The organism is Tessaracoccus sp. (genome assembly GCF_016714275.1).
GTDB lineage: Bacteria > Actinomycetota > Actinomycetes > Propionibacteriales > Propionibacteriaceae > Arachnia.
Genome location: NZ_JADJNP010000003.1, coordinates 120,970 through 134,200, shown reverse-complemented (window position 1 = coordinate 134,200; position 13,231 = coordinate 120,970). Strand labels below are relative to the sequence as shown.

Sequence of the window (13,231 nt, the reverse complement as noted above, 5' to 3'; positions counted from 1 at the left end):
TCCGGTTGGGGCGGCGAAAGCCAGTCAGAAGCACGCGATCGAGGGACGGAAATGGACAAGGTGGACGAACCGGACCTTCTGCGGCGCAGCCGCGAGGGGGACAAGGACGCGTTCGATGAGCTGTTCCGGCACCACTACCCCTCCGCCGTGCGCTACGCGGCCCGGATTACCTCCTCGCTCGACCCGGAAGATCTGACGGCCGAGGCCTTCGCCCGGATCTGGGCGACGATCAGCGGTGGCGGCGGCCCCGACTACGCCTTCGGGAAGTACCTGCGCACCACGATCAAGAACCTCGCCGTCAACACCGCCACGCGAAGCAGCGAGGAACCCGCGGAGGACGACCGGCTCGACTACTGGCTGCGCCGCGACGCCCAGGTCGCCGACGACGGCTTCAGCGCGATGCTCGCCGAGCACGAGGCCGTCGCCGAGGCCTTCGAGACCCTGCCCCAGCGCTGGCGCTCCGTGCTGTGGATGATCGACGTCGAGGGCCGCCGCACGGCCGATGTCGCCGTCCGCCTCGGCCTCACCGCCAACAGCGCCGCCGCGCTGACCAAACGTGCCCGCGCCGCGCTCAGTCAGGCCTGGCTCACCACGCAGCTCGAAGCCCGCGGCACCGACCCCGAGTGCGCATGGGTCCACGACCACCTCAGCGGCTTTGCCCGAGGCACCCTCACCACGGCGCAGCGGGAGCGCGTACGCCGCCACCTCGACGAGTGCGACGACTGCGACCGCGCAGCCCACCGTGTCGCCCATCTCGCGACGTCGCTGCGCATCGTGGCCCTCATCGCCGGCGGCTCGATCGCCGGGTTGGCCACCTTCTACGCCACCGAACCCGCCCAGGCCGCGGGACCTCACGGCATCGAGGGTCACGTCGCTCCCCACGGGGCCGAGACTCTGACCGCCGGCGGCACCGCCGCGGGAGCCGTGCCCGTGGACATCTCCGCGGGCGGCGCTGCCGGGAAGTCGGCGGGGAAGGCGGCGAGTTCGGGCAGCCAGGCGGGCATCGTCGCCGCAGTGGCCGCCGTCGCGGTGGTCGCCGTCACGGTCGTCATCGCCAACACGCTCAACTCCCCCAACGTCCGAGCCGAGCAGCCCAGGGCCGGGGCCTCGGCAAAAACGACGCAGTCGGGGCCGACGCTCGCCATCACCTCTTCCCCCAAGCCGCCCACCCCGTCGTCTACACCCGAGCCCCCAGAGAGGTCCGAGGAGCCGGAGCCACCCGAAGAGCCCGCGACGCTGCCGACGAGGCACACCTCGGCGCCCACGACGACGGCGTCACGCACCACGACGCCGAGGCCGACCCAGACGACGGCCAAGCCGACACGTCCATCGACGACCTCACCCACGCGCCCGACGCCGACACCGGCTCCGACATCGACGTCGACCTCACCCACGCATCCGCCGCTGACCAGTCCCACCACGGACCCGTCGCCGACCCAGACCACGCTGGAGCCGACCGGCACCCCGTCGACCGAGCCGACCACGCCGGCACCGACGAACACCACTCCCACGCCAGAGCCGACGCCGACCAGCACGACTCCTACACCGGAGCCCACTCCGACGCCGACCACCACACCCACGCCGAAGCCCACTCCGACCACCACGGCACCCTCGCCGGAGCCGACGAGCACCAGCACGACACCCCGCCCGACGCCCACCTGGACGTGGAGCCCGTGGCCGACACCCACCTGGACGTGGACCCCGCACCCGTGGCCGACTCCAACCTGGACCCACCCGACCCCGGCGCCGACGGCGTCCGTCGAGCCCACGGAACCGACCGCCACCAGGTGACGCGACCGCCCGGAAAAAAGCAAAAAACCTTCCATCGATCGCGTCACATTCCGCGCGGACCAGTGTCTCTCTTAATAGGACCGCATCGCGGGGCGCGGGCCTGGGAAGCACTTCGGGGGGAGTGCGACCTACATCGGGATGGCTTCGGTTATCCCACAGAGCGTGGCTGGGGGCGACGCTCGGCGGCTCACTTCGTGGGGGGAGTGGCTCCGCAGGCCCGGGATCTATTGGTGGTCCCGGGCCTTAGCCGTTGTTTGGGCTAGACAAATCGCACCCAGTTGGGTCCCCGGCCGACCTCGGTCCGGTCGAGCCGCACGAGGGCACCGTCGTCGATCCGATACAGCGACGCATGGTCCGACCGCTCCCCCACCACGACGACGAGGCTGCCGTCGGGCGAGACCGTCATCCCGCGGGGCTGCTGCTCCGTGCGCGACAGCACGGTCCGTCCGGTGAAGTGACCGCGATCGTCGAGCTCGACGGCAACCACCGTCGACTCCGTTCGTTCCGTGCACAGCAGCCAGCGTTGGCCGTCGGCCAAGGCAAGGTCGGCGCCCCAGATCAGGTGACCGGCGAGGGGGTCGGCACCGTAGGCGCTCTGATGCAGGCCGCTGTCACGGTCGAAGGCCCAGGCGGTCTCGCGGCGCTCCAGCCGGCCGCCCTCGAGGCGCTCGAACCGCGTCGCCTCGGCGGTGAACTCGGTGAGGAGGTAGGCGTTGCGGCCGTCTGCCGAGATCACCAGGTGCCGGGGGCCGGACGCGGGCATGCAGTTCACCGTCGGCTCGGACAGCTCGACGACCTCGGAGTCGACGGCGATCGCGCGCTGCACGATGAGGTCGTCGCCCAGCGACACGAAGTAGGCGTTCTCGCCGCGCGGGTCGGCGACGGCGGCGTGCATGCGGTGCGCGCGCACGGTGGTCGCCGGATCGCCGACGACGCCGTCGGCCACCGGGTACGACGCGCCCCAGTCGCCGTGGTACGACGCCGCGAGCAGCGTCGCATGGGTCAGCGTCAGGTAGGCGACGGGGTTGGGGATCTCCCGCCGCGCGACCTCCGTCAGCTCGCCGGTGCGGCGGTCGAGCCGGAGCGTGACGATGGCGGGCCCGGGCTGGCGGGTGGCGGCGTAGACGAGGTCGTTCGCGGCGTCGACGGCGAACGTGCTGCAGCCCGCGCCCACCTCGGACACCGTCACCGGCACGAGCCGATCCTCCTCCACGCGGAGGGTGGAGATGGTTCCGCCCTTGTCGTTGGCTACCAGGACCAGGTTCTCAGTTGTCATGCTGCCATCGTAGGCAGGCGATCAGGTCAGCTGGAGTGCCCGCGCGAAGGAGACGGCGACGAAGGCCACCGCCAGCGCGGTGACCAGGCCCCACTGCACCGCCCGGTTGCCCTTCGGCGCGTACATCAGGACGGCGGCGACGGCGAGCCCGCCGACAAATCCACCCAGGTGCCCCTGCCAGCTCACGTTCGGCCAGAAGAACGTGAGCGCGATGTTCAGGCCCAGCCAGATCAGGATGCTGCGCACGTTGCCCCTGTGCTTCAGCGCGACGAGGAGGACCGCGCCGATCATGCCGTAGATCGCGCCCGAGGCGCCGAGCGTCTGGGTGAACGGCTCGCTGAACAGCACGACGGCGGCGGACGCGCCGAGGAGCGCGACGAGGTACACCGCCAGGAATCGCGCCCGGCCGAAGATGGACTCGAGGCTCGGCCCGAGCATGTATAGCACGAGCATGTTGAAGCCGAGATGCATCGGGGAGAGGTGCGTGAAGCCGTTGGTGATGATCTGCCACGGCTCGCTGGCAAGGCCGAACCCCCAATCAAGCCCCTTCTCAAGACAGACGCCCTTGTCCGGCCAGAAGCCCCCGTTGGGCAATGTCTCGCAGCGATTCGCCGGCGACAGCGCGAGCGTGTCGATGAGCCGGTCGCTCATCCCCGCGATCTGCAGCATCACCCAGACCGCCGCGTTGAGGCCGATCAGCACGAACGACGTGATCCGCGGATCCGCCGAGCGCTTCCCGCCGTACGGGAGGTCGAACTGCCGCGTCTCCCTGAACCCCTGCGTGACGCACGCCGGGCACTGGAACCCGACGGAGCCGGGCACCATGCACTCCGGGCAGATGGGCCGATCACACCGCTGGCAGAAGATCCGCGTTGCACGGTCGGGGTGGCGGTAACAGGCGGGCGCGGCGTCGTCCATGCCCGCGAGGATATCCCCTTCCGCTGGTTGAGCCGGTCCCCCGCGCGAAGCGCCGGGATCGTATCGAAACCAATAAGCCCCGCCCCGGTAGGTTGGCCCTATGGGTCACGGACACTCGCACACGGGCGATCATGCCGTCGTGGAGGTGGGTCAGCGCGCCCGCACCCTCCTCATCGGCTTCCTCGCGGTCGTCGGCGTTCTCGCCGTCGCGGGTCTGATCTGGCTGTGGCCGACGGGGGCCGAGGTCGAGGGGGCGATCCACAAGATCCAGGATCCCGACGGCGTCACCTACGTCAGCGCGACCATCGAGTCGGTGCGCGACGGTTGCGAGGAGTATGCGGGCGCGGCGTGCCTGACGGCGGTGGCCGTCCCGGACAGCGGACCGGAGGCGGGGCAGCCGCAGGACGTGGCGCTCACCGGCGGCACGGTGTACAGCGGGCTGCGCGCGGGCGACTCCATCGAGGTGATGCGGCTCAGCGCGGACGGTGTCCTCTACTACTCGTTCAGCGGCGTGAACCGGCTGCCGGTGATCGGCGTGCTCGTGGGATTCTTCGTCGTCGCCGTGATCGCCGTCGCGCGCTGGAAGGGCCTGTTCGCGCTCGTCGGCTTGGGCATCGCGGCCTGGGTGCTGATGAGCTTCATGTTGCCGGCGATCATCGTCGGGAAGCCGGGAATGCCGGTGGCGCTCGCGGGGTCGACGGTGATCATGTTCATCGTTCTCTACGTGGCGCATGGGATATCGCTGCGCACGTCGGCCGCGCTCGCGGGAACGCTCCTCGGGCTGGCGGTGACGACAGGCCTCGGCGCGCTCGCCGTCGGGGCCGCTCGCCTTTCGGGGTTCGCGGACGAGAACGAGTACGACCTCGCCCAACTCGCCCCGGCCGTCAACTTCCAGGACCTGCTGATGGTGGGCATCATCGTCGGCGGCTTGGGCGTGCTGAACGACGTGACGATCACGCAGGCGTCGGCGGTGTGGGAGCTGCGGGCCGCCGCGCCGGACTGGTCCCGGGCAAAGGTGTTCGCGGCGGGGATGCGGATCGGCCGCGACCACATCGCGTCGACGATCTACACCATCGTCTTCGCCTACGCCGGCGCGGCGCTCACCGTATTGCTGTTGCTGCACTTCACGACGCGGCAGCCCCTCGCTCTGCTGGGCAACGAGCTGTTCGGCGGCGAGGCTGTGCGGACGCTAGCCTCCGCGATCGGCCTGATCCTCGCGGTTCCGATCACGACGGGGATCGCGGCCCTCACCGTCGGCCCGCCGAGGCCCCACCGCGAGCAGGAAGGGGCGGCCGCATAGCCGCAGGGCGCGCCACGGCCGGGCTATGGGATCGCGCCGCTCCTCTGAGAGAATGGGCGGCGATGATGGAGCGTCGCGTGCTGGTCGTGGAAGACGATGTCTTCGTCGCGGGCCTGCTCTGCCACACGCTCGCGGCGGAGGGTTTCGCGACGGCTCACGCAGGGGAGCGCCGCCGCAGCACGGCAGCTCGCCGACGAGTTCGACCCCGACGCCGCGCTCATCGACATGGATCTCGGCGATGGCCCGAGCGGCGTCGACCTCATCCATGCGTTCGGCCGCACCCGCTCGGAGTTGGTGTGCGTGATGCTGACCGCGCAGTCGTCGGCCCTGGCGAAGGAGCGGCTGCCACCCGGCGTCGGCTTCATCAGGAAGAGCCTGATCAGCGAGCCCCAGGCCCTGCTGGACGCCATCGACGAGGCCCTTCGGCGGGGCGGCGACGGCGTCCGGCTCGACCTCGATTCCGATCACCCGGTGGCCGAGCTGTCGGCGTCCCAGCGCGAGGTGCTGCGGTTGATCGCGCTCGGGCTGTCGAACGCGGAGATCGCCAAGCGCCGCAGAGTGACGATGTCGGGGGCCGAGCAGGCCGTCAGTGCCGTCTTCCGCAAACTCGGGCTGGTGCAGAGCGACGGCCTGGTGCCGCGCGTCGAAGCCGCACGACTGTACATGGAGGCTGGCGGCCTGCCGCGGCGCTCCGGCGAGGAGATCCTGTGACGGCCGAGCTGCTGCGCCGGGTCGGCAGCCGCGACGCCATCTCCTGGTTCACGGTCGCCCTGGTCTACTGCAGCTCGTTCCTGTTCGGCATCTACAGCTCCGGAGTCTTCCTCAGCGGGCAGACGTTCCTCCCGCTGACCCTTGCCGTCCTCGCCGCATGCACCGTGATGATGGCGTTCCTGGTGGGTGTGCGATGGGTGATCTTCGACTCGACTCTCGCGAGCCGAATCCCCGCGGCGTACCGGCCCTGGCTGGTGCTGTCCGCCTTCGCCGTCTCGCTGGTGATCCGCGCGGGCGGTACCGGCTCGTGTCGTCCATCCCCACCACCGGCGTCGGGCTGATCGTGGCCTTGGCCGTATCGACGGCGCGGGACTACGCGCGCGGGCTCGAGCAGCTCGACCTGGTGCAGCGTTCCTTCCGGGAGCTGCGCGACGCGCAGGCCGGGCTGATCGCGGACGAGCGGCAGCGCGTGGTCGACCAGGCCAGAGCCACGATCGTCGTCCGGCTGCGCGAGCTGGACGGCGAGGCCGGGCCGGACGCGCTGCAGCGTGTGCGGGTCTTGATCGAGGACGTCGTGCGGCCCTTCAGTCGAGGGCTCGTAGAACCGGGCAGCCGCGCCATCGCCCTCCCCCGGGCCGTCGCCGTGCCCGTGGGTTGGCGCTCCGTGGTGGACGGCCTCTTCACCCGCAGCTCGATCCGCCCGCTGGGCTACACGCTGCTGTTCGGCTTCCCCACGCTCGTCCACGCCCCGATCCTCTGGGGGCCGGACCTCGGGCTGCGGTTCCTGGTGCTGTAGTTGGTCATCACCTACATCGTCGCGCGGGCGGCCCGGGCCCTGGCCGACCTACCCATCCCCCGCTGCCCCTGGGGCACGAGGGCACCCATCTTCACCATCGTCTCGTTCGCCGCCGGCGCGGGCGTCGCTCTGCTGAGCGCGCCGCTCTCGCCGCTCTTCGCCGAACACCTCGGTCAGCGGGCCGTCCTGATGGGCGCGATGGGCGTCATCGGCGCCACGGTCTACTCGGCGTTCATCTCGCTGCTCACGAGCCTGCGGGTGCTGGATGATCGGCTGCACGACGCCGAGGAGGCCCTGCACGAGGAACGCGTGCGGGTGAACGTGCGGCTCCGGGCGGAGATGCGCGCGCTGGCCCGGTTCCTGCACGGCCCGGTGCAGGACGCGCTCAGCGCCGCGGCGTTCCGGATCCGCGGCGCACTCGACTCCGACGAACGCTCGGCCGAGCTGATGGCCGAGCTGCGCGCATCGATCCGCGCCTCGCTGGAGCAGCTCCCCGACGACGACCTCACCGTCGCGGACACCGACGACGTGCTGACCCAGATCGCCTGCCTGTGGCAGGGCATCGCCGAGGTGGAGTGGAGCTTCGACGACGGCGTCCGCGAGAGCCTCGCGCGACACCCTGCCACCCGCTCGAGCTTCAACGAGCTGGTGCGCGAGGCCTGCTCGAACGCGGTCAAGCACGGCGATGCCACCCTCGTCCGCGTGCATGCCGCCCTCCGCGGCCGCGAGGTGCTCCTGACCGTGCACAACGTCGGTGCGCCCATCGGAGCCGACACGGCCCCCGGGTTCGGCACCCGCCTGTTCGACGAACTCACCCTCTCGTGGCTCCGGCTGCCCACGGCCGACGGCACGCAGCTGCAGGCCCGGCTGCCGCTGAGCGAACAGTTGGTGGCGTCCTAGGGCATTTCGTGGGTTCGTCCAGCCTAGGGAACGTGGCGCTGGAGGACACCGATCCAGCCGTGCGGGCGCGACGCCTGCCTCGGCCTCTGCTGCACGGCGACCAGCGCGGGGTAACGCTCGCGCACCGCGGACTCGATCCGGTCGTGCAGCGTCGAGCCCGCGGCGGGGCAGTCCGTGCACGCGCCGCCGAAGTCGAGGGTGAGCACGCCGTCGGCCGCCGACTCAACGGTGATGACGCCCCCGTGTGAGGAAATGTATCCCGCGAGCTCGCCGTCGACGACGTCTCGGGCGATCAGCGCAAGCAGGTCGTCGTCCTCATCGATCCGCCACCCATCGAGATCGACGGCGGCCGACACGGCGTCGCGAATGCGAGGACCGTGGTCCGTCCAGGAGAGGCCGGGCGCGAGCCAGGTCCACACACCGCCCGGTTCGACGAAAACCCTTGTCAGCACGTCATAGTCCAGGAGCGGACCCAGTGTCCCCGGCGCGGCAACCACTCGGCCGACGGGCAGTGCGACATCGGTCACCCAGCGGACCGCTTCGTCGGGCCCGGCCTGCGGGTGGATCGAGCGCCTCACAACAGCGCCGACACAACCGTGTGGGCGAGGAACGCCGCCACCCAGGCGACGACGCTCATGTACCCGAACGCGATCAGCGGCCACTTCCAGGTTCCGGTCTCGCGGCGCATCACACCCAGCGTCGACATGCACTGCAGCGCATAGACGAAGAAGACCATCAAGGCCGCGATCGTCGGCGGGGTGAACACGGGCTGGCCCTCGTGGGGACCGGGGCCATGCGTCATGGCGGCGAGCGCCTCGGCGGGATCCTCCGGGTCGGCGGCGGCCGCCATCTGACCGAGGGTCGACACGAACACCTCACGCGCGGCGAGCGAGGAGATCACGCCGACGTTCACCCGCCAGTCGAAGCCCAGAGGGTCGAAAACGGGGGCGACGGTGCGGCCGACGGCTGCCGCGGCGGAGTTGTCGAGCACGAAGGCGGTGACGGCCACGTCGTCGGTGGGGTCGATGCCCGCCGCGGCCAATTCGGCGTCGCCGCGCAGCGGCAGGTTCAGCAGCGTCCAGAGCACCACCGTCGTCAACAGGATGATCGAGGTGACCTTCTTGAGGAACGCGAGGCAGGCGTCCCAGACGGAGATCAGCACGCCCTTGACGCGAGGCAGCCGGTAGCTGGGCATCTCCATGTAGAACGGCAGCTGGGTCCGGGAACGGCCGAGCACGCGCGAGAAGAACCACGCCGACGCCATCGCGGACGCGGCACCCAGCAGGTACAACCCGAACATGACAAGGCCCTGCGCGCTGATGATGCCCCAGCGGAGGTCGCTCGGGATGAGCATTCCGATCAGCAACACGTACACGGGCAGCCGCGCGGAGCACGTCATGAGCGGCGCTGCCATCATGGTGGCGAGCCGGTCGCGCGCCGACGGCAGCGTGCGGGTGGCCATGATGCCGGGGATGGCGCAAGCGACGGAGCTCAGCAGCGCGACGAACGCGCGACCCTCGAGGCCCGCCGTCGACATGACCCGGTCCATCAGGTACGCGGCGCGTGACAGGTAACCGCTGCCTTCGAGCAGCGAGATCAGCACGAAAAGCAGGCCGATCTGCGGCAGGAAGACCAGCACGCCGCCGACGCCGCCGAGCAGGGCGTCGGCCACGAAGCTCGCCAACCAGCCGACGGGGATGCTGGCGCGGGCGATCTCACCCAGCCACGCGAAGACGCCCTCGACCCACTCCTGCGCAGGCGCGGCGACGACGAAGATGACCTGGAAGAACGCGAACATGGTCGCGAAGAAGACGAGCGTGCCCCAGACCGGGTGGAGCAGGATGCCGTCGAGCTTTCCCGTCTTCGAGTCCGGGCTCGGGGCCTTGTACCGCGCCGACGCCAGGATCGATCCCGACCATGCGGCGACGTCCTCGATCTCCGTCGGCGGGGCGACTGGCGGGGACGGCCATGAGGCGGGGTCGGCCATGAGCGCCTGCAGAGCTTCGACACCGCGGCGCTCGCCCGCGACGACCGGCAGGACCTTGAGGCCCAGGGAACGGCCGAGGGCCTCGGGATCGACGCGACCGCCGCGCCGCAGGAGTTCGTCGACGAACGTCAGCACGACCGCCATCGGCAGGCCGGCCTGCTGAACCTGCGCGACGAGCCCGAGCCCCCGCTTGAGGTGCGTGGCGTCGACGACGACCAGGACGCCGGCCAGTTCGTCCGCCTGGTCGAGGACCTGCGCGACGATCTCCTCGTCGGGGCTGATCGGGTCGAGGGAGTAGGTTCCGGGGAGGTCCTCGACGACGATGGTCCCCGTCGGCGTATGCGCGGTGCCCTCGTAGCGGGCCACCGTGACGCCGGGGTAGTTGCCGGTCTTGGCGCGCAGTCCCGTCAAGCCGTTGAACAAGGTGGTCTTGCCCGCGTTCGGGCTGCCGACCAGCGCGATGCGGGCTGCTCCCGCGTCGACGACCGCGGCGCCCCCGCCGTGGTGGTGATGGTGGCTCATCTGTCTGCCTCTCCGGTGTTTCCGCGCTTGTCAGGCTGCGACGACGACGCGACGTGCCTCGGCGGAGCGCAGCACGATCTCAACCCCACCGACGCGGAACATCACCGGCCCGCCCAACGGCGCCCGGCGCAGCCGCACGATGGACTCCCCCGGCGCGAACCCGAGGTCGCACAGTCGGCGGGAGACGACGTCGTCGCCGTCGAACCCGATGATGGTCGACGACTCCCCCTTCGGCAGCGTGTCCAGCGTCCGGTTCCCGCGCGCCTCCAACGCCTGCGCCGTCGGGCACCTCCGCGAGGAAAAACGTTCATGGAGCATCATGGCGCCAAGGTAACACTCACCTAACTCGGCATTTTCGCGGGGGTCTCCTAACGTAAAGACATGGCAACCTCACTCCACGACGCCGAGCGGATCGTCGTCCTCAGCGGCGCCGGGCTGTCGACGGCGGCGGGCATCCCCGACTTCCGCGGACCCGAAGGCCTATGGACCCGCGACCCGTACGCGGAGCTCGTCTCGACGCTGTCCTGGTACCTCCGCGACGAGGATGTACGTAAGGCCGCCTGGCGCCGTCGGGCCGATCCCGCCGCGTGGGCGGCCCGGCCCACGCGGGCGCACCGGGCGATCGCAGAGCTGGAGCAGCAGGGTCGGCTGCGGGCGGTGGTGACCCAAAACACGGACGGCCTGCACCAGTTGGCGGGGTCGAGCCCTGATCTGGTGCGCGAGGTCCACGGCTCCATGCGCACGTGGCGGTGCGAGCGGTGCGGGCGTACGGGGCCGATGGAGGAGATGGTCGCGCGGGTGCGCGCCGGCGAGGAGGACCCGCGCTGCCCGCACTGCGGCGGCATCACCCGGGCCACCGTGATCCTGTTCGAGGAGGTCCTCGACGTCGACGTCCTTGAGGCCGCGGTGACGGCGGTCGAGGACTGTGACGCGATCGTCGCCGTCGGCACCACGCTCGGTGTCTACCCCGTCGCGGGCCTCTTCCCGCTGGCCTTGGAGCACGGGGCGCGGGGCGTGATCGTCAACGCCTCCGAGACGGCCTTCGACCGCGTGGCCGATGACGTCGTGCGCGGCCAGCTCGATGACGTGCTCCCGGGAGTGCTCGGTGTCGAGGTTGAGTAGCGGCGGGATCGTCGAGGACACGGTCGAGCGGGTGCTGCGGGTCGTCGAGTCGGTCCCGCCCGGGCGGGTGGTGAGCTACGGCGACATCGCCGAGCTGGTCGGCTCGTCGCCGCGCCGGGTCGGCGCGATCATGGCCGCGCGCGGATCGGCCGTGCCCTGGTGGCGCGTCACCAACGCGGCCGGGCGCATGCCGTCGCACCTCGTCGCGGAGGCCCAGCGCCATTGGGTTGAGGAGTTGACCCCGTTGCGACCCGACGGCGACAGCTGCCGGATGTCCGCCGCCCGCGCGGACCTCATCTCCCTCGCAGCCTCGGCCCCTACATAAATCTGCGTGGGCTGTACGTATGGCACCGCTGACGCAACCCCCGCAGGTTTCTGCTCGGAACCAGCTCAGGAACCGTCGCGCGGAGGCATCTCGCAGGCGGCTGTGCCGCCCGGGAGCCGATGCCGGTTCCGGGCGACGAGCCCGTAGATCCACTCCGCGAGAGCCCGGACACCGGGCAGTGTCATGAGCCAACCGACCGCCGGCCAGGGGATGCGGGAGCGACGAAGGACCGCCGCGAGGGCGGCCGCTCCGGCAAACACCCTTGTGCCGTCGAGAACATGCAGCTTATCCGCACACTTATCCACAGACAGGCCCAGCGCATCGAGATCCACCGACTGAAATGATCGCGGGTCCGCGTCGGCGCGGAACCACCGGGTAGTCATGGCTCGCGACGATGTGGTACAGAACCCACAGTCGGCGTCGTAGAGGACGAGCAGGGGTGGGTGCCGCACAGCATCCACCGAGTTATCCACACGCTTGCTCCACCGACTACTCATCGCATATTCCCTAGTCAATCGCTACTACGCATACGAACTAGATCCTCCGGCAAGAGGTTACTCACAGCCTTGTGGACATCTTGGGGATCACTTTTCCGCAGCGGGTGAGTCGGTCTCGGAATCGGGTTCGCTGCCCACGCCAGAACCGCCGTCGGTCAGGCCCGGGTCCTTGTCAGCGCCGACTTGAGCCTCCGTCGTCGACCCTTCGCCCTGCAACGACAAGCCGTCGTTATCCCCGACGTTATCCACAGCGTCTTCCACGTCGCTCACAGCGCGCGCTCGGGCGATGATCCAGATCGTGAGGCCCGCGAGGACCATCGGTACCGACAGCCACTGGCCCATGCTCAGCCCCATGCCGAGGAGGCCGAGGTTGGCGTCGGGCTCGCGCCAGAACTCCGCGGCGAACCGGAAGGTGCCGTAGCCGGCGAGGAAGAATCCCGTGGCCTGGCCGCGGAACCGTGGCTTGCGGGCGTACAGCCACAGCAGAACAAAGAGTAGGACGCCCTCCAGCAGCATCTGGTACAGCTGCGAGGGGTGGCGCGGGACGTCGCCGCCTGTGGGGAAGATCATGGCCCAGGGCAGGTCGGCCGGCGCCTCTCGACCCCACAGTTCGCCGTTGATGAAGTTGCCGAAACGGCCCGCGGCGAGCCCGATGGGCGCGGCGGGCACGAGGAAGTCGGAGACCTGCAGGAACGGGCGCTTCTTCTTCCACGCCACCCAGGCGAGGCCCAGCGTGACGCCGATCGCCCCGCCGTGGAAGCTCATGCCGCCATCCCAGATCCTGATGATGTCGAGCGGGTTCGCGAAGTAGTGCGCCGGGTTGTAGAAGAGGCAGTAGCCGAGGCGGCCGCCCACCAGCACGCCGACGATGGCCGACAACAGGATGTCCTCGACGTCGACCGCAGTCCACGGCTCGGGCGTGGTGATCGAGCGGTAGGGCTCGTGGCGCAGCCGACGGCGCATCAACACGTACGCGAGCGCGAACGCGATCAGGTACATGATGGCGTACCAGTGGATCTTCAACCCGAACAGGTTGATGGCGACCGGATCGAAGTCCGGAAAGGTCAGCACCAGGGTCGTCACGCC

15 protein-coding genes are annotated in these 13,231 nt (G+C 70.2%); 8 read left to right on the top strand and 7 right to left on the bottom strand.

Annotation, left to right across the window (positions count from 1 at the left end):
• Nucleotides 1–51: 51 nt before the first annotated feature.
• Nucleotides 52–1,791 carry a sigma-70 family RNA polymerase sigma factor gene (locus IPJ61_RS13865; RefSeq protein WP_297108604.1) on the top strand — a complete coding sequence of 580 codons (1,740 nt, stop codon included), beginning with the start codon at nt 52–54 and terminating at the stop codon, nt 1,789–1,791.
• Between the two features lie 259 nt (nt 1,792–2,050).
• Here IPJ61_RS13865 and IPJ61_RS13860 read toward each other — a convergent pair whose 3' ends face one another.
• A complete protein-coding gene (locus IPJ61_RS13860; protein WP_297108601.1) occupies nt 2,051–3,067 on the bottom strand; it encodes a lactonase family protein in 1,017 nt (338 codons plus the stop codon).
• A 21-nt stretch (nt 3,068–3,088) separates the two neighbouring features.
• Nucleotides 3,089–3,985, bottom strand: coding sequence for a rhomboid family intramembrane serine protease (locus tag IPJ61_RS13855; RefSeq protein WP_297108598.1), 897 nt, complete (start codon nt 3,983–3,985; stop codon nt 3,089–3,091).
• Nucleotides 3,986–4,085: 100 nt separating this feature from the next.
• Between IPJ61_RS13855 and IPJ61_RS13850 the strand changes: the two genes are divergently transcribed.
• The 5 genes from IPJ61_RS13850 to IPJ61_RS13830 all read left to right on the top strand — a co-directional run bounded on the left by IPJ61_RS13850 (nt 4,086) and on the right by IPJ61_RS13830 (nt 7,692).
• A complete protein-coding gene (locus tag IPJ61_RS13850; protein WP_297108595.1) occupies nt 4,086–5,285 on the top strand; it encodes a YibE/F family protein in 1,200 nt (399 codons plus the stop codon).
• A gap of 96 nt (nt 5,286–5,381) precedes the next feature.
• On the top strand, nt 5,382–5,996 hold the full coding sequence (locus IPJ61_RS13845) for a LuxR C-terminal-related transcriptional regulator (RefSeq protein ID WP_297108592.1): 615 nt from the start codon (nt 5,382–5,384) through the stop codon (nt 5,994–5,996).
• Nucleotides 5,993–6,337 carry a hypothetical protein gene (locus IPJ61_RS13840; protein ID WP_297108588.1) on the top strand — a complete coding sequence of 115 codons (345 nt, stop codon included), beginning with the start codon at nt 5,993–5,995 and terminating at the stop codon, nt 6,335–6,337. The genes IPJ61_RS13845 and IPJ61_RS13840 overlap by 4 nt, the downstream gene beginning before the upstream one ends.
• Entirely contained in the window at nt 6,304–6,792 is a 489-nt protein-coding gene (locus tag IPJ61_RS13835; protein ID WP_297108585.1) for a hypothetical protein, read from the top strand. Before IPJ61_RS13840 ends, IPJ61_RS13835 begins: the two co-directional genes overlap by 34 nt.
• Complete coding sequence (locus tag IPJ61_RS13830) at nt 6,793–7,692, top strand: sensor histidine kinase (RefSeq protein WP_297108582.1); 900 nt, start codon at nt 6,793–6,795, stop codon at nt 7,690–7,692.
• A gap of 23 nt (nt 7,693–7,715) precedes the next feature.
• Here IPJ61_RS13830 and IPJ61_RS13825 read toward each other — a convergent pair whose 3' ends face one another.
• The 3 genes from IPJ61_RS13825 to IPJ61_RS13815 are packed head-to-tail and all read right to left on the bottom strand — an operon-like array spanning nt 7,716 to nt 10,522.
• Nucleotides 7,716–8,270, bottom strand: a complete 555-nt coding sequence (locus IPJ61_RS13825) for a NifU family protein (protein WP_297108580.1) — start codon at nt 8,268–8,270, stop codon at nt 7,716–7,718.
• Complete coding sequence (gene feoB / locus IPJ61_RS13820; RefSeq protein ID WP_297108577.1) at nt 8,267–10,201, bottom strand: ferrous iron transporter B; 1,935 nt, start codon at nt 10,199–10,201, stop codon at nt 8,267–8,269. The genes IPJ61_RS13825 and feoB overlap by 4 nt, the downstream gene beginning before the upstream one ends.
• Before the next feature lie 30 nt (nt 10,202–10,231).
• Complete coding sequence (locus tag IPJ61_RS13815) at nt 10,232–10,522, bottom strand: FeoA family protein (protein ID WP_297108574.1); 291 nt, start codon at nt 10,520–10,522, stop codon at nt 10,232–10,234.
• Between the two features lie 60 nt (nt 10,523–10,582).
• On the opposite strand from IPJ61_RS13815, the gene IPJ61_RS13810 reads away from it, so the two are divergent.
• On the top strand, nt 10,583–11,323 hold the full coding sequence (locus tag IPJ61_RS13810; protein WP_297108571.1) for an SIR2 family NAD-dependent protein deacylase: 741 nt from the start codon (nt 10,583–10,585) through the stop codon (nt 11,321–11,323).
• A complete protein-coding gene (locus IPJ61_RS13805) occupies nt 11,307–11,648 on the top strand; it encodes an MGMT family protein (RefSeq protein ID WP_297108568.1) in 342 nt (113 codons plus the stop codon). Before IPJ61_RS13810 ends, IPJ61_RS13805 begins: the two co-directional genes overlap by 17 nt.
• A gap of 65 nt (nt 11,649–11,713) precedes the next feature.
• On the opposite strand, the gene IPJ61_RS13800 is transcribed toward IPJ61_RS13805, so the two are convergent.
• Nucleotides 11,714–12,145: a thiol-disulfide oxidoreductase DCC family protein gene (locus tag IPJ61_RS13800; protein WP_297108565.1), complete on the bottom strand. Its 432-nt coding sequence runs from the start codon at nt 12,143–12,145 to the stop codon at nt 11,714–11,716.
• Nucleotides 12,146–12,232: 87 nt separating this feature from the next.
• Complete coding sequence (gene lgt, locus IPJ61_RS13795) at nt 12,233–13,228, bottom strand: prolipoprotein diacylglyceryl transferase (RefSeq protein ID WP_297108562.1); 996 nt, start codon at nt 13,226–13,228, stop codon at nt 12,233–12,235.
• Nucleotides 13,229–13,231: the final 3 nt, after the last annotated feature.